The following is a 16,904-nucleotide window of genomic DNA, read 5'->3' as shown; positions in this document are numbered from 1 at the left end:
TTTTGAAAATTTTAAGGTATTTATGGAGTTTTATTATGATACCGCTCAATGATTCTTTCTGGATCAACGCCCTTTCAAAGGTCAGCTATGCTTTCCAGCCCATAGTAAACATTCATTCCGGAATATGTTACGGATACGAGGCTCTCCTCAGGGGCTGGCAAGAAGCTGGTTTCAACTCGATAGCATCGGTTTTTGATATGGCTCATGAAGAAAAATGCCTTCACAATGTTGAGCTTAGCCTTAGAGCAAAAGCAGTCAGCACATTTTCAAAAATACCTGCATCCGTGAGGGGCAATGCAAAACTCTTCCTTAATCTCGATCCCCGTGTTCTTGCCTCAGGAGATTACAAGCCTGGAAACACACTTCAAATACTAAAAGATTTCAATCTTCCCAAGGACATTGTCTGTTTTGAAATATCCGAACGAATAGATCCTAATGCGTCCGCCATGATGGAAGTTCTTACAAAATACAGATTCCAAGGGTTCAGAATTGCTATGGACGATTTTGGAACCGGTTTTTCAGGCCTCAAGATGCTTTATTACACAGAGCCTGATTTCATAAAGATTGACAGATTTTTTATAAATGAGATGGAGAAAGATGCAAGGAAGCGACTGTTTGTTTCAAAAATAGTCGAGATAGCTCATATTCTTGGCAGCATGGTCATAGCCGAAGGTGTGGAAACAGAGGCGGAATATTATATATGCAGAAAAATAGGCTGTGATCTTGTCCAGGGATATTTTGTACAAAGGCCGCAGCTTGATCTGAGTGTTCTTTCAGATAATTATTTCCATATTGGCGCACTTGCCAAAAAGGACAGACGCCAGAATACGTCCTTGGACAGCCAACTCATAAATAATGAAACAGCCATGATACCTGCCGTATCAATTAATGATGATATCTTCAGTATTTTCCAGAAATTCCGCCAAGACCTGATCAAGGACCAGACATATTCATTCTTCCCCATTCTTGATGTTTCAGGCGAGCCAATCGGAATAATTCAGGAAAAAAGTCTCAAGGATTACGCATATTCAAGATACGGAGTCTCCCTTTTACAAAATCCTTCGGTGTCAAAGAATATCCAGAAATTTGTAACAAAATACCCGGTTGCTGACATTCATTCACCAATCAGCAGAATTCTTGAGATCTATTCCCAGGATCAGAATATTGAAGGCATAATTATGGTGGACAGAATGAGATATGCCGGATTCCTGAGCGCTTCTTCACTCCTTAAAATCATTAATGAAAAAAATATCGAAACGGCAAGGGACCAGAATCCTTTATCAGGTTTGCCTGGCAACACGGTCATTTACGAATATGTGTCAAACGCCATGGAAGATCTGAAATCATTTCATTTTTTTGTGTATTTCGATTTTGATCATTTTAAAGCTTATAATGATACCTATGGCTTTAGAAGCGGAGACAGAGTGATCCTTTTATTTGCTGATATATTAAAGAAGCTCAGATCCGAAATCGGGATTTTTACGGGTCATATAGGAGGGGATGATTTTTTCGTAGGTATCGAAAATATGAGTCTTTCCGAGGCTACCGAAATGGTTAGGAACATCATTGAAACCTTCAGAAAAAATGTTGAGAGTTTCTATGAACCAACCGCCATTAAAAGCGGCTTTATAGAGGCAAAAGACAGAAACGGAAATATGTCAAGATTCCCCCTGATGACAGTAAGCGCCGTGCTTTTGAAGATCCAGGGGAACCGCAGAAACAATTATTCCTCGGAAGAGGTTTCAAATGTCATAGCCAAACTAAAGCCTGTTGCCAAAAGCAGGGAGGATAAGTTGTGCATTGCCTGCATCGAGAATTGCACGGATGCTTTCAGGGAACTTTCGAATTAAGATTTTTATTGATTATTCTCGATGCTGATTAATCAAGATCCATACTTGACCAGGCCGCAAAAGTTGAATTTTAGTCATTCCGGCGCAGGCAGGAATCCAGAAGTAACTGAAAATACAAAGATGCAGGATCAAGTTAATTATGACGCCGGCGCTCTTTTTTGTGAGATAATCATATACTCATCAATGTCACAGCTTGAACATTTGAAATGAGTCAGGCCGTTTGAATTGCAAGCCTGTTGTTGCATTATTACTGGAAAAGAATCCATAATCGAAAAGTTTTTGCCAAGCTTTTTTCAAAAAGCGGCCTTTGACCTTTCATCTATCAGATGAGTTCAATTTATGACGGTGTGAAGTATACTTACAATATGGATTTGGAGTTTGTCAGCATCTCCTAGGCCACCTTTAAGCAATTCTCAAGAAGGCCGCCCAGATTCTTTGATTGAATTAATCCACGGCTCTAATCTTTTTCCGTAAAAAAGTTCTATTTCATAGCATTGATATTCGGAATACTTTCCGCAGTCCTCATTCATTTTTGAGTTTTTGAATGATTCCAGCTTTTTCTCATATTCAAGGGGCAGATGGAGAGATACCACTCCAAGTCTTGAAATCCAGCCTGTCAGGCGTTTGGTGGCTTTTTCATCACTGTAATCATAACCCGGTCTTACGATACCTTTTGTGATCATATATCTGTTTTTGTCCTGATATTTTGATCTGAGTGCAGAAGCTTCAAGTCCTGCGTCGATTACGAAAAGGCGTGATCTGGATTTGATTTCGTTTTTCAGCTCTTCTTCAGCTGATTTGCGGCGGTCAATCAGATCCTTGCTGTTCGGATTTTCCTTCAGTTTTGCTTCAGCAGAAGCCAATGTTTTTTCAGATCTTTTCACAGCTTCCCTGTATGCTTCGCCGTTATTTTCAAGAACAAGGCAGACTTCCTTTTCCGGCAGATCCTGATAATGATTTGTATTCCGCTTTGCATATCTATTGATGTCAAACCCAAGCTCTGTCAGCTTTTTTTCGTCAAGCCAGATGGGCGCTCTCCAGTCAGTATAATAATATCTTTCGTCCGTATCTTTTTCCTTGCCAAGGGCCCGCCAGTTTATCCGAAGTGAAATTCCGCTGTTTTTAAAATCCGAAGTATAGGATCTGCTAACTTCCATCTCCCTGCCAGAAAGAGTTATGACTGATTCAGGCTCTCCTGATCTGTTGTAGGCAACACCTGAAAGAACGATGGCATTTATTACAAGAACAATAAAGGCTCCTGCCATGAAAAGATTTTTCGAGTTCATCTGATTAATCTGGTTCATTAGGCAGCCCTCCCAGTATTGTTAGTCGGTGAATTGCGCAGACGTTTGAATATCATCAGGAAAAGAATAGATGTAAGCCCGATTATAAGGAAAAACAGATATTTGGGCATCAGATCCCACCACCAGTCATAAAATTTGGTATAAAGGAAAATCACAAAAAATACGTTTCCTGTATTAACGACCTCGGGCCACGTTTTTTTAATGCCGATCCATATGGCGCCTGCACTGAAGATGAATCCGGCAGCCTGATACATGTATTCGATTAATTTCGCATCCATATCAAGATAGCTGATATATCCCCAGTTCGAGAGAATCAGTACGGGAAGGAAAAGCTGAAGCATTGAAAAGACCCTGAATATAGGGTCAAATCCTGAAAACCGTTTATGGGATATGAAAGAAGGCAGGATAAAGAGCAGAATTGCCGCAGGAAAGAAATTTTCAGGCCTCTGACCAAAATCCAGCCAGTAGCACCCGCTCCATGTGCCAGTCCGTGCTGAAAGAAAAAAGGAAAGGCATATAATCCCTGTGGCAAGAAGGAGCCTCGCGTCGCAGGCATAAGCCATAATGAAGGCAAACGCGGCCCAGGCGAGGAAAGCCTTGTCCGAAGGAGTGATGTTGAAAATTTGGCCGAGCATGGCGAGGTTCAGCACAAAACAGGCAAAACCCACCATGCTTATCAGTTTTGCAAAATAACCTGTTGGTTCTTTTTTTATTGCAAAGGCCGCCGCCGGAATGCTTATCAAAGGCGCTGCGATCAGGATAAAGACCTGTACTGCGGTGGAAAACATCCCCCAGAACTGGTAGAAAAGAAAAAACACGCTTGCGGCAAGTCCCAGTGCTCCAAGAAACGAGGCAATACGCATTCCAAGGCTGAGCTGTTTTTCCCTGCTGTCAGCATCGACATCAAATATCCCTGACATTTTGGCAATAAAATCATCATGATATTTTGTCACTGCCGCTTTCTGGTTATCATCCAGTACAAGAATTTTCTCTTCTTCAAGATTTAATAATTCTTTTCTGAAACAGCCGATCTGATCAGTTCTGCTCTGTGCTTCTGATTTGGATTTTATCTGCATTGGAGCCTCTTTCTGTAGGTTCTCGGTGTGGGATCAGGATGATTTTTTGATTTGATGATACCTATAAGTATACGTTACATGCTTCGGCAATATTTTGCATCCTAAATTGGCAAATACAGAGATTTGAAGAAAACGGTTTGAAAAGAAATCGGGCCTTGTCTTTAGTATTTTTAGCCTGATTTTATCAGTCGCTTGCTTGTATGCTCATGTTAATCATTGTATAGCTGATAACGAAAAGAACTGAGGCCGTAAACCCGCTATTTTCGGAGATAATGATGGCAAATACCGAACATTACAGAAAACTTGAAAACATGATGCATTCTGCTCCTTTCGTAAAGCTCGCCGGAGCAAAGGCACGCATCGGTGACGGAGAGGCGACAATATATCTTCCTGTAAGAGAGGATTTGCATCATGCGGCAGGAGCCCTGCACGGAGCCCTTTATTTTCTTGCCCTTGATAACGCGGCGTTTTTTGCGGTCAATTCCCTGGTAGAGGATGTTTTCGTTTTGACCACCAGCTTTACCACATATTTGACCAGACCCGTTTCAGAAGGAGTTGTCAAGGCTGTGGGTAAGGTTGTTCATCAGAATAAGTCCCAGTTCATTGCTGAATCAGTTCTTTATGATTCCAATGACAACGAGATAGCCAGAGCCAATGGCGTTTTTGTGAGAAGCAAAATACCGCTGACTGAAAAGATAGGTTATGCGTGAAGAATTGTAATAAAGGGAGATGGAAGATTTTAGAGGCGCCCTTTAGGCTTTCCTCCCAATTCCTTCGTATTCAAACCCTAACTCCTTCATTTCTAGTGGATCATACTGATTTCTTCCGTCAAAAATAACTGGGGTTTTCATAATTTTCTTCATTGCGATGAAATCAGGCTGTCTGAAGGGTTTCCACTCTGTCACAAGAAACATGGCGTCCGCGTTTTCAAGGGCTGCGTACTGATGACTGCAAAATACGATTTTTCCTGATTCCATCCATTCGCCAGGGAATTCCCGGTCAGTCTGGGGTTCGGCAACAGGGTCATATGCCCTGACGCATGCTCCGGCGGATATAAGGCTTTTTATCAGCACCAAAGACGGAGCTTCCCTCATATCGTCGGTTCCTAGCTTGAAGGAAAACCCCCATACAGCGAATGTCAGTCCAGCGAGATTATTTCCAAAGCGGGCTGAAACTTTTTCAAAAAGGCTGTTTTTCTGAGCTGCATTTCTTTTTTCCACGGCGCTAAGGAGAAGAGGAGAAAAACCGGCGGATTTCGAAGTCTTAATCAATGCCTTGATGTCCTTTGGAAAACATGAACCTCCATATCCGCAACCCGGATAAATGAAGGAGTATCCGATGCGGGAATCAGAGCCTATACCTTTTCTGACATTTTCCACATCTGCGCCCATGATTTCGCATATTCCGGCTATTTCATTCATGAAAGATATTTTGGTGGCAAGCATGCAGTTGGCGGCGTATTTGGTCATTTCCGCGTCACGTATTCCCATGAAAATTATCTTGTCGTGATTCCTTGAAAAAGGTGAGTAAAGCCTCTGAAGTATTTCAGTTGCCCTTGCTGATCTTGCAGGCAAACCATACCCCGATTTAAATCTGGTCTCATGTCTGGTCTCATGTCTTGTTTCAGGTGTAGCCTCATTCTTGTGTTCCATGCCTATTATTATCCTGTCAGGCCTCATGAAATCATTGACAGCATCACCTTCTTTAAGAAATTCAGGATTGCTGACCACGTCAAATTCGATATCAAGAGCTCTTTTTTCAAGGGCCTTTTTAATCTCATTCCGAACAAGATCACCGGTTCCGACAGGGACTGTGGATTTATTGACAACAAGCGAATAGCCGGACATGTTCAGGCCGATCTTGCCTGCCACTTCTATTACATGGCTGAGATCTGCGGAGCCATCCTCGCCAGGAGGAGTACCAACCGCAATGAAATATATGCTGGATGCTCTCATGGCATCTTCAAGACTTGTGGTGAAAGCGAGAAAGCCGTCTTTTGAATTCCTGACCACCATTTCCGCAAGTCCTGGTTCATGTATGGGGATGATTCCGTTTTTTAGCCCCTCAATCTTTACTGCATCAACATCAACGCATGTGACATGGTTGCCCATTTCTGAGAAACATGCGCCTGTCACAAGTCCTACATATCCGGTTCCAATAACAGTAATATTCATGCTTTGATTATCCCTGCCTGTTTATTGTTGTCATTGATAAAGCAAAAAAGACTATCTGAGGTGTATTAGAGGGGGATTTAAAAGATGTTTATATGATGGGCGTTTATTGGGATACTGATTATGATGATTTCATCTAAATAACCCGGCGCTCTAATTTTAATGACCTTAACGTAATTCTGCATAAAAAACTAATGGATAGTTCATGGTGAATAAAGCGAACCAATGACATTTTTAGAATCACGCAGAATACTTATTAGCATCAACACCTATGCCATAAAATTTCTGATAACAGATCTAATGGGCCTTGATGAAAGATCCAGCAAGGCAAAGTGTCCATCCATTGTAGAACCTGGATTAAGAATAATTGAATTTCCAATCCTGTCACTTCCAAATCCCTCATGAATATGCCCGGAAATGCAGGCGAGCGGTTTTCTTTTTTCTATAAGATTTCTGACAGCTTCGCTTCCTACATGGATTCCTGAGTAGATTATGTCGCAGGCTGTTTTAAAAGGAGGACAGTGGGAAACAAGAATAAAATCAACGCCATCAGGAATTATTGCATCTACCTTGTTTACAAGCTTCAAAAAATCGTTTTCTGATAATTCGTTCGGTGTTCTTGCAGGGGTTGGCGGCGAATAACCTATGCCGACTAAAAATATTCCGTCAATTTCAACGACTCGCATATTCAAATTGATGTCTTTTGAGCCAAGATATTTTGACACGCTTGAATTATCCCAATTCCCGGGAACGGCAAATAGCCTTGGCTGAATGCTTCTGATAGCTTCAATAACACTTGCAGCGTCTTCTTTTCCTCCGGAATGGGTTATGTCTCCGGCAACTATGATAAGATCAGCTTCGCGTATGTACGGCTCTATTCTGTCAACGAACGCATTATCACCATGCATGTCTGAAACTACGAGAATATTCAATGTTTTAGCCTCGGAAAATGTGACTTACCAAAATAACGGGAACATTTTTTTAAGCATTTGAAAAATTATAAAGTTCTTGCGGAGTTTTTTACAAAAAGCGACTCGCCGAAGGCTCTCATAACTGAAAATAAGGCAGAGCCCCCCAGAAGTATAGGATTTATTGCCAAGATAGGTAAACCATAAAGTTTTGTGGAGCTTTTGTCAAAAAGTGGTCTGATCAATGTTCAAAGGATGTTTTAAAATGCAATGGTCAGACATTTATGGGGGGAGATTAATTTGCTGAATTCAAGGAGCAGGCTGCCTTCCTTGAGAAGGCAGCCCTTTATTTGGATCGACTATGGATTCATGGTGTATGTATCGATCAGTGTGTAGATATGATCGTTGATCACCTTGTCGAATTCCGCGGCATCGGTAACAGGTTTTTTGATGATTTTTTTGATGCTTTCAATCTGCTGTTCTGTGGTTGAAGGCTTCATGAGGAAGGTTGTGGCATAATTGGACATATCACGAACGAATACGTCGAAAATGCCATTGATGATTTCATCTGCAACGCCTTCCATTTTTGCTGCTTCAACAATAAGCTGAGCGTAAGGAATTACAGAGAAGATTTCGCCCATAGCGAACAGGAAGTCGAAGTTCATCATCTGGTTCATGATGCCTGCGCCTGATACCATGAGAACTTCCTGGAACGCTTTGACCTGCTCGATGAAAACTTTCACGTTGCTCAGGTGAGAAACGCTGTTGAATACTGGCATATAGTCGTGGAACTGAATCTTTCCGTAGCCTTTTGTCGGACCCTGGTTGAACAGGAAGTCATCGTTCTGGCTTCCGTTCATGCGGCCAACTTCAGGGTATTCTTTCGGGTTGAACATGTAGTTAGGGATCAGCTTGGCAATAAGCGCCATGTTGACGTGCTTGGTTCCTTCGAGTTTTGGCATACCTTTGATTTCCATGGCTGCCTGCTCGAAGAACATGTCTTTTTCAAAGCCCCTTGCTGCGATGATATCCCAAAGATCTTCCATGACTCGTTCGCCCTGGGTAGCTACTTTCATTTTCATAAGAGGGTTGAAAAGGAGGTAACGTCTGTCTTCCGGATTTGCAGCGCGTAGGTAATCAGTTGCGCGGAGACCGAAAAGTTTCATTGCCACAGTGCGGATGTATGAATCAAAGAAGAGCTGGCGGATATGAGCGAACTCGGTGACGTTTTTGCCGAAGATATTACGATGAGCAGCATGGTTCAGTGATTCATAAAGGCTGTGCTCGCAAAGACCGATGGCAGCAGATCCTATGTTGAACTTGCAGACGTTGATGGTGTTGAGCATGTCGTCCCATGCTTTCTGGCCGCGGGACAGGATGTCTGCTTCTGTGATCGGATAGTCATGCAGGGCAAATTCAGCAACATACATCTGGTCACACGCAATTACGTTTTTGACGCACTCATATTTTTCGTGATGTGAATCAACTGCAAAAAATACGTAATCTTCTGTGTCTGCAATTTTACCGAAAACTGTTACTGTAGCTGCTTCGTTGCCGTTACCGATATAGTATTTTGATCCTTTGGCAAGATATGTGCCGTCTGCCTGGGGATAGAGCTTCATTTCACTTGAGTAGATGTCAGCACCGTGAGCTTTTTCTGAAAGACCGAATGCGCAAAGCGGGTTTTCTTTCAATTTGGCTGCTGCCTTGTGCTTGGCTTCCTCGTTGTCTCCCAGAAGAACCGGGTCAAGACCAAGGGTTGAAACATGGAACATGTACCAGTAGGCTGATCCGTAGAATCCGAGAATTTCAGAGTATTCAAACATCCTGTAGGTGCTGTAGTACTGATTCGGATCTTCGCCATAGCCTTTTGGAAGGAATAGGGTTTCGAAAATTCTTTCTTTCTTCACAAATTCAGCAAAGTCTGAAGTGAAAACGCGGCTCTGGAAGTCTTCCTTGACTTTTGCCAGGCCTTTATTTTCGAACCATTCAATGGTTTTAACCATGATTTCTTTGGATCTTGCATCAGGGTAATTTCTGTCTTTGTAATTTTTGGGATTTAGTAGAACCACTATTTACCTCCATGTATTATGTTTGGATTGCTTGGTGTAAAATCGTTGTATTTTATTTCGTGTACATAATGTTTGTATACGAAATATATGATCTTTGTCAAGCGGCTTTTGGTAAACCATCCAAGTCCTTTATTTATATGTAGAATCAGACGGGCATTTTATAGGTGTTGCTCAAAATGTATCGATGATATTATTTTGTGTTTATTGATAAATATTATCAGTACGAATCTGAGCCTATGCCCGGGGTTTAAAATCAGGCGAATCTGAAAAGTTGGTTCATGGGATGGGGATGTCCCATAACGTCTTGTATTCGATCAGGCCTGACAGTATACAAACTGTTATGTATACATAACATTCTAAAAATGATATGTGCAATATTATTTTTAAAATAATGATTCTTTATTTTTTTGATAAAATGATGATTATTTTGTGACGCTCTTAACCCAAGCCACTATATTTCCTGAAAAACAGGTTGCTACATTCTTTAGAATATCAGATTTTTTGTTTCATTTTCTGAAAGTGTTTCTTTGGATGTCTCTGGCTAATTACTAAAAATGTGAATATAGATGCCGTCCCACAATCATTTCAAAAAGTATTATGCTGTTTATAACTGGCAAGGCCACAGAAGGGCTGGTGAGTCGGATGTTATGAAAAATGTCGATTCAGATTGCCTGTTTATACTGTATTAAGAAGATGCAATACAAGGTTTTAAACAATGATAGTCATATTTTTCAGGTGTTTGTCATAATTGATGGACTCGCAAAAAGTCAAAAAATGGTTTTAGCGTCATGCCGGACTTGATCTGGCATCCAGTAATTTCAGGAACTTCTGGATTCCGGCCTGCGCCGGAATGACGGAAGTCTGACTTTTTGCGACCTTGTCATAATTGATTATAAGTAAATTACCGGCTTTGCCAGTGGCCGGTGACTCAGGATGTGATCTGGTGTCGGCCTTGGAAGAGAGCGGTTTTGCACTTTTATTCCAAGAACATGATGAGCGGATAAAAAGCTAACGTGGTTTTACAATGTAATTTTCAATAAAAACTTGGCTTTCGAAGATTTTGTAATTTATAAGCCCTGTATTATTTCAAATAAAGAGGACTTTTTATGCAACCAATTATGAAACTGTTTAATTACTTTTTATTTATTCTGTGCTGTTCAGCCGTGTTTTTCATTAATTGCGATACTGTTTTCAGCAAGGAGCTGACAATCGTTTTTACCGGAGATATTAACGGCCATGTGGAACCATGCGGCTGACAGCCTGAAAAAGGCGGGATTGCCCGGAGGGCAGCCCTTATAAACAAAATAAGAAAAGAAAACAAGAATACGGTTGTGGTGGACAGCGGAGACGTGTTTTCAAGCTCAAAAGCACCCGTTGAATTCAGATCAAAAACCCTTGCGGTGGCAATGGCGGCCATGAAATACGATGCCATAAACATAGGAGACGGGGAGCTTGATACAGGGATGCCTTTTTTTGCTGAAGCAGTCAAAAAGCACAAGCTTCCATTTGTTTCGGCCAATATCAGTATGTCTGGCCCGGAATACAAGGCCGTAAAACCGTATGTGATAAAAGCCTTTAAAGATATGAAAATTGGAATAACCGGAGGAACGCCATCATCTTATTTCAAGGAGCAGAGTTCCCTTGAAAAAACGGTGGGCTTCAAAGATGTGAATGAAAGCCTTCGCCAGAGAGTGGATGAACTCAAAAAAAACAAGGCGGATATAGTTATTGCTCTGTTGCATACTGGGAAAGAAGCAGCTCAGAATTATCTGGAATATAATGATGCGGGCGGCATAACGGTCGCTATAGCAGGGCACGAAAGATACATAACCAACGAGCCAAAAAAGATCAAGGGGGTCTATCTTGTTCAGAATACTTCGGAAGGTGAATACCTCGGAGTTTTGAAGCTTGTACTTGACGACGAGAACAGGCCGGTTGAAGCAAAACTTGAAAATATAGCTCTTACTGCTAAATATCCTGACGATCCTGATATGGCCGCCCTTTTCAAGGACTTTCGCAAAGAAGTTCCTGAATCAGATTCTCATTGATCTCTTTTTTTGAATCAATCAGGGCAATTGACTGAGAGGTTTCTCAACCTCAGAGAAAGCTTTTTCAAAGTTGTGAGGCGTGACAAGATTCTAAATGAGGTTGTTTGAGCCAGCATCAGCATATGATCTACATGGTTATGATGCCTCAATATTTGGGAAAATAAAAACAAACTCTTTTAGGCTTAAAACCTTTAGAGAATATGATGCGCAACCGAAAAGGATAATGTAGAGATTTCAGATAATGCTTACACTTGAAGGTACATCAAAATAGAGTATATTTGAAGCTCGGCTTACAATGTATTCATTCGTTGTTTTAATAAAGCTTGTTGGCTTAGAACCATCCTCCAGTTGAAATCTATTAAGTTGGCCAATAATTTTTACTGTTATTGCACAATTATATGATTCAGTTTCAAAAGTGAAAGGTGCTTCTTCAGTTACGACATTTTTGAGTTCTTTAATCTTAATGATTGCTTTTCCAGATCCTTCTACCCAAAAAATATATTTACCTTTGCCAACTATGTTTACATATTGGTCTTTAGGATTCTCGCTATCTTTCAAGTGATTCGTGGATGTTCTTTCTAAAAAGAGCGCTGTTGTCCCATCTTTATATTCAATAAATCTTGGATTTGATCCTGAATATTGTACTTTTTTTGGCAGTATTCCTTTTGTAAAATCGAATTCAATGGGCTGCAAATTACTTTGTTTAAAAAATACCAACCTTTTAATAATTAGCGGTTCATCATTGGCGCATATTTTCCACGGCGAAGTCCATACAATTTCTTTTTTGTGTTCATATCCATCAGCATATTCGATAAAAATTAAATAATCATCATGTATTACCTGAGGCATTTTTGCTTTAGCTATTTTTATATCACTTAAATATTTAGTGTTCATAAGTGATGCCATAACGTTGTTAGTAAGCTCATTGGAATCCTTAAATATAGCAGGCATGCAGTATTCTAAGATTCGCTTTCTGAATTCTTTTTGCTTTTCAAAAAATTTGTCAGATTCACGGATTCCCGCTGGCATATGAAAATTATCAGTCGCCATAAAAAATAATCCTGGCTTCTCAAGCTTTTGAGCCGTTAAAAATTCGAGTTCTGTATAAGATATCTCATATCCTTTGGGCGGTATGCTTCCATAGTAATGACCAATTATCCCAATAAATAAATCGCATTTTTGAACCATTTTTTTGCAGTGCTCAGCAGCAGAATCAACGCTGGCTGTAAAATCTTCCATTCGTATACATTTTAAAGAGTGTATTTTTCTCAAGACATCATAAAGATCATCTCTTTGAGCCTGCAGATCTCTTCCTGTTGAACTTAAGAAAATATTCAAAACATTATTATTATCACTGATATCACGCATAAAAACAGAATCCTTTAGAAATGCTGTGATACAAACCTATCAAAATGGGTTGATAGATTGATCGTCAGTAAATTAGAATCAATTCCCTCATAAAATTGGAAACCATTTTTTTTTGCGGAGCTTTTTTTCAAAAAAGCGAACTTTCCCAGAATTTTGGATTTATGATTTTGGGATATTGGTCTGGCACATCAATCATAAATTCAAAATTCTACAAATCGATAATCTTATCCAAGCCGCCCTTTCCATCACTTCACCTGCTCACAACCAGGACCATATATTTCACTCTTTCCGCCGGATATAGGCTGGACATTAATCCTTGTGCTGATTCTTTCTTTCAAGGCAGATACGTGTGAAATGACGCCAATAAGCTTGCCATCCTGCTGGAGGCTGGAAAGGGTTTCGAGTGCTGTTTCGAGGGCTTCCTCGTCGAGTGTTCCGAAACCTTCGTCAAGAAATAGGGAATCGACTCGTACTTTTCTGCTCGCCATATGGGAAAGGCCGAGGGCGAGTGACAGGCTGACAATGAAGCTTTCACCGCCTGAAAGATTCTTTGTGGATCTGATTTCTCCGGCCTGATAATTGTCCACCACATTCAGCTCGAGGGGCTGGATGTCGTCCCTGATAAGAAGATACCTATCTGTCATTTTTCCAAGCTGCCTGTTGGCGTGGGATACCATTATCTCGAAAGTAAGGCCCTGGGCGAAATTCCTGAATTTTTTGCCGTCAGCAGATCCGATCAGATCGTGAAGATCATCCCATCTTGAGCATTCTGTTTTCTGCTTTTCAATTAATACGAGTTTTTCATTAAATTTAAGTCTGGCGCTTTCATTATCAGCAAGCCTTTGCTTTATGCCACCCATTTCCTGAACGAGGCTATTTAAGGCCTTTGAAACAGAATCGTGTTCTTCTGACAATTCCTCGAGGGATTTTGACGTGGATTTTCTTTCGCGCTCCTGTTCAAGCTTTTCTACACGATCCTTGTGGCGTGCCATGATTTCGGCATTCTTTGTATCAAGATCTTTGGCGTCATTTGCAAGCCTGTCCCTTTCTTCTTTTGAAAGCCTTTTTTCAAGATAATCGGATTCTCCATCAAAACAGCTTTGTTCCAGCCTCTTCATAAAATCGGATTCAAGCTGATTTAAGTCATTGCCTCGTTTTTCAATATTATCCTTGAGGGAAAGAATCCTTGTCGTCAGCTCATGGAGATTTCTGTCTGCCTCATCACGCGCCAGCCTTGCCTTTGCAAGATCAGCTTCTGAACCTGCCACAAGAAGTCCGAGACGGCGTTCTTCATGATCAGGATTTTTTGTTCCGTAAATCTCAATGCGACTGGTTTTTAATTCATGGAGAGCCGCTTCAATCTCAGTATGTGATGACTGCCTGTTCTTGAGATTTGCCTCATAAGCTTCAAATTGTGAATTAAGCGCATTCAGCTCATTTGAAATCTCATTAATCAGCTTTTCTGTTTCAGTCTTTTGTTTCTGATTGTTAAGCCAGGAGGTGAGCCTTTTTTCAAGGGACGAAGATACCTTGTCCAGCTCAGAATCAGGGATCTCGTTAAATCCGTAAGCTGCTGTTTCAGAAAGAAGATTATTTCTGATTTCTGTGCAGGTCTGATCTGTATCAAAATGAGCTTTCTTGATTCTTTCAGAATCTGACTCTGCCTCGTTTTTTTTGCTTTTTAGCCTGTCCAGATTTTTTTCAGATTCCGCATACGTTTTTTCAGCGCTTTTTTCCTGAATCATGGCAGCTTTAAGCTCATCTTCAAGTTTTTCAGCCTTTTCTATGACAGCGGAAAGGGAAGAAGTGCTTTCTCTGGTTAAGTCCTGATCCTTACATATGCTTTCATCTGATAATGATTCGCGTTCTGTGATTCCAAGCTTTTGAAGATGTTCTAAAAATGCTGCCTTGTTCTGTTCAATGGATTTACCAAATTCAAGAATTCTTTTTTCAGAATGCTCTAAGTCTTTCTCAAGGCCAGCCTTGGTTATGTTAAGGGATGAAAGAACAGAATCCGTTGCTTTTAGCGCAGTTTTAGCCTTTGAAAGCTCTTCTTCTGCCTCGCCTTTTTCAGGGATATTGCCTTTGGCGAAGGGATGATCAGGAGATCCGCACAAAGGGCAGGGCTTGCCATCTTCAAGCCTCTGGCGCTCTGACTCGAGATCCCTTATTCTGTTCAGGAGCGAGACTTTATCTTCAATCAGGGTTATTTCCCTTTCCTGATTTTTTCTTTTTTCTGACAAGGCATCTGTTTTAGATAGAATGCCGCTGATTTTTTGGTTCAGCCCAGCCTTTAAAACTACAGCCTCGGAAAGGTTTTTGGTGTCTTTTTTAATGGATTCGGAAAGTTTGGAGAGCGAATCAAGATTTCTTTGTCTTTCTTTCAGAAGATCGTTCTCATCCCTGATTTTTTTTAGCTCTTTTCCCTGAAGAACTTCAAAGATTGAGCCTGAGATCATTTTTGAATCTGCCTGGCTTTTTTCTAATGCTGATTTACTTATTTCAAACTGTTTTTCCTGAAGCTTAAGGGCTGAATTAGCGCTTTCAATCTGTTTCCCAGCTTTTTTCAGATCTGCGGACAGAGAGTCCTTTTTAGAAAGAGATGCCTTTAGGTTTTTGATCTTTTCTTTAATTCCCGTGAATCCTGAAACAAGCTCGGAGTCAGAGGGATTTTCCGAGATATAAAGGTTGTTTTTTGCAAGATTATCCTGTGCAGAAGCTTTTTTTGCTTCAGCCCCATTTTTCATGTTTATATTTGCCGCAATCTGATCCTGAATTGCCTTTATTTCTGATGAAACTGAATTAAGGTGCTTTTCATTTTCTTTTATTTGCAGATCAAGAGTTCGAATATTTTTGATGATCTCAGACTCTTTTTTTTGATTTTCTTTTAATTCTGATAGAATTTCTTCTGTTTTATTCAGCTCTCCAACCCTAATTGCCAGAATTTCTTCTTTTTCAGGAAGCAGCTTTTCAGATAAAGAAAGGGCCTCAATATCTTTTTTCTGCTGCTGCCTTAAAGACATAAGAGTTCCGTGCTGGCCATCAAGTTCTGCTGCAATGAGCGCTTTGGCTAATTTTTCACGGTTTTGTTTGAAGTTCTCAAGCTCTGACGATATTTCTGAGGCCTCTTTTTCAAGCAAAGCCAGCTCTTCTTCCAGGGCTTTTATGGTCTTGTGCCAGATAATGGCATCAGAGGTCTGTATATTTTGGGCTGAAAGATTTTTTTCCGAGTCCTGTTTTTCTTTCAGTTCCTTGCTGATCCTTATTTCTTCATCTTTTTCAAGGATCTGTATGCCTGATGTTTCGGCCTTCAGGATCTCAAGCTTTTCTTTTTGGGACTTCTGTATCTCATGAACCTTTTTGGAAATTACAGTGTAGATTTCAGTGCCTGTTATGTCTTCGAGTATGGGCGCCCTGTCATCAGGAGAAGCCTGTAGAAATGCAGCGAAACCGCCCTGGGCAAGTAGAATGGATCTTGTGAATCTGTCGAAATCCATCCCTGTCCGCTCTTCTATGGCTTTTGCAACATCCCTTTTTTTTGATTCTATTACATTACCCGAATCGTCATCTGAAATCTCATGCTTAGAATCAAGAAGATTCCCGTCTGTTTTCTTGCGAGCCTTTGCCTGACTCCAGTGGCATCTGAATCTGCCTTTGTCTGTCTCGAACGTAACTTCTGAAAAGCACTCTCCGGTCTGACGCGACATGATTTCATTGCTTTTCTGGGATATCTGCTTCAGCCTTGGTGTTCTTCCGTAAAGCGCAAGGCAGATTGCGTCGAGAATGGTTGATTTTCCAGCTCCGGTAGGACCTGTTATGGCAAAAATGCCGTCTGAAATATATTGGGGAGAAGTAAAGTCTATGGACCATTCGCCATGCAGGGAATTCAGGTTTTTGAATCTAAGCTTAAGAATTTTCATGATTTTTGAATTTTGAGTTGTGATTTATGATTGTTGTCTCCTGAAATATGTGGGGATTTTTTGTAAAAAGTCCCCACACCCCCAAAAACTTTATATTTTTTTGCTCATGACAATCTAAGTACAGCATTTTTAAACGCACCAAATCATAAAGTTTTTTGCCAAGCTTTTTTTCAAAAAAGCGGAATTT

General features: G+C 40.7%; 10 protein-coding genes. 3 read left to right on the top strand and 7 right to left on the bottom strand.

What is annotated here, in order from left to right:
• Positions 1–35 precede the first annotated feature (35 nt).
• The gene (locus K245_RS22860) at positions 36–1,850 is read left to right on the top strand and encodes a GGDEF domain-containing protein (RefSeq protein ID WP_051283824.1); all 1,815 of its coding nucleotides are present in this window, start codon (positions 36–38) and stop codon (positions 1,848–1,850) included.
• Positions 1,851–2,263: 413 nt separating this feature from the next.
• On the opposite strand, the gene K245_RS0103140 is transcribed toward K245_RS22860, so the two are convergent.
• Together K245_RS0103140 and K245_RS0103135 are read right to left on the bottom strand one after the other, a co-directional pair.
• Complete coding sequence (locus tag K245_RS0103140) at positions 2,264–3,154, bottom strand: DUF4824 family protein (protein WP_027358137.1); 891 nt, start codon at positions 3,152–3,154, stop codon at positions 2,264–2,266.
• Entirely contained in the window at positions 3,154–4,230 is a 1,077-nt protein-coding gene (locus K245_RS0103135; protein WP_027358136.1) for a DUF2157 domain-containing protein, read from the bottom strand. The genes K245_RS0103140 and K245_RS0103135 overlap by 1 nt, the downstream gene beginning before the upstream one ends.
• A 272-nt stretch (positions 4,231–4,502) precedes the next feature.
• Between K245_RS0103135 and K245_RS0103130 the strand changes: the two genes are divergently transcribed.
• A complete protein-coding gene (locus tag K245_RS0103130) occupies positions 4,503–4,940 on the top strand; it encodes a PaaI family thioesterase (RefSeq protein ID WP_232223789.1) in 438 nt (145 codons plus the stop codon).
• Positions 4,941–4,982: 42 nt separating this feature from the next.
• On the opposite strand, the gene K245_RS0103125 is transcribed toward K245_RS0103130, so the two are convergent.
• The 3 genes from K245_RS0103125 to K245_RS0103110 all read right to left on the bottom strand — a co-directional run bounded on the left by K245_RS0103125 (position 4,983) and on the right by K245_RS0103110 (position 9,381).
• Complete coding sequence (locus tag K245_RS0103125; RefSeq protein WP_027358134.1) at positions 4,983–6,404, bottom strand: UDP-glucose dehydrogenase family protein; 1,422 nt, start codon at positions 6,402–6,404, stop codon at positions 4,983–4,985.
• 266 nt (positions 6,405–6,670) lie between these two features.
• Positions 6,671–7,333: a metallophosphoesterase family protein gene (locus K245_RS22855; RefSeq protein ID WP_051283823.1), complete on the bottom strand. Its 663-nt coding sequence runs from the start codon at positions 7,331–7,333 to the stop codon at positions 6,671–6,673.
• A gap of 335 nt (positions 7,334–7,668) precedes the next feature.
• Positions 7,669–9,381, bottom strand: a complete 1,713-nt coding sequence (locus K245_RS0103110; RefSeq protein WP_027358133.1) for an acyl-CoA dehydrogenase family protein — start codon at positions 9,379–9,381, stop codon at positions 7,669–7,671.
• A gap of 1,331 nt (positions 9,382–10,712) precedes the next feature.
• On the opposite strand from K245_RS0103110, the gene K245_RS0103100 reads away from it, so the two are divergent.
• Complete coding sequence (locus tag K245_RS0103100; RefSeq protein ID WP_156906682.1) at positions 10,713–11,429, top strand: bifunctional UDP-sugar hydrolase/5'-nucleotidase; 717 nt, start codon at positions 10,713–10,715, stop codon at positions 11,427–11,429.
• Between the two features lie 234 nt (positions 11,430–11,663).
• On the opposite strand, the gene K245_RS0103095 is transcribed toward K245_RS0103100, so the two are convergent.
• Together K245_RS0103095 and K245_RS0103090 are read right to left on the bottom strand one after the other, a co-directional pair.
• Complete coding sequence (locus K245_RS0103095) at positions 11,664–12,797, bottom strand: DUF4062 domain-containing protein (RefSeq protein ID WP_027358130.1); 1,134 nt, start codon at positions 12,795–12,797, stop codon at positions 11,664–11,666.
• Between the two features lie 245 nt (positions 12,798–13,042).
• Complete coding sequence (locus K245_RS0103090) at positions 13,043–16,717, bottom strand: AAA family ATPase (protein WP_027358129.1); 3,675 nt, start codon at positions 16,715–16,717, stop codon at positions 13,043–13,045.
• Positions 16,718–16,904 lie beyond the last annotated feature (187 nt).

It is taken from the genome of Desulforegula conservatrix Mb1Pa (genome assembly GCF_000426225.1).
Classification (GTDB): Bacteria; Desulfobacterota; Desulfobacteria; order Desulfobacterales; family Desulforegulaceae; genus Desulforegula; species Desulforegula conservatrix.
This window is presented reverse-complemented; position numbering and strand designations above follow the sequence as displayed.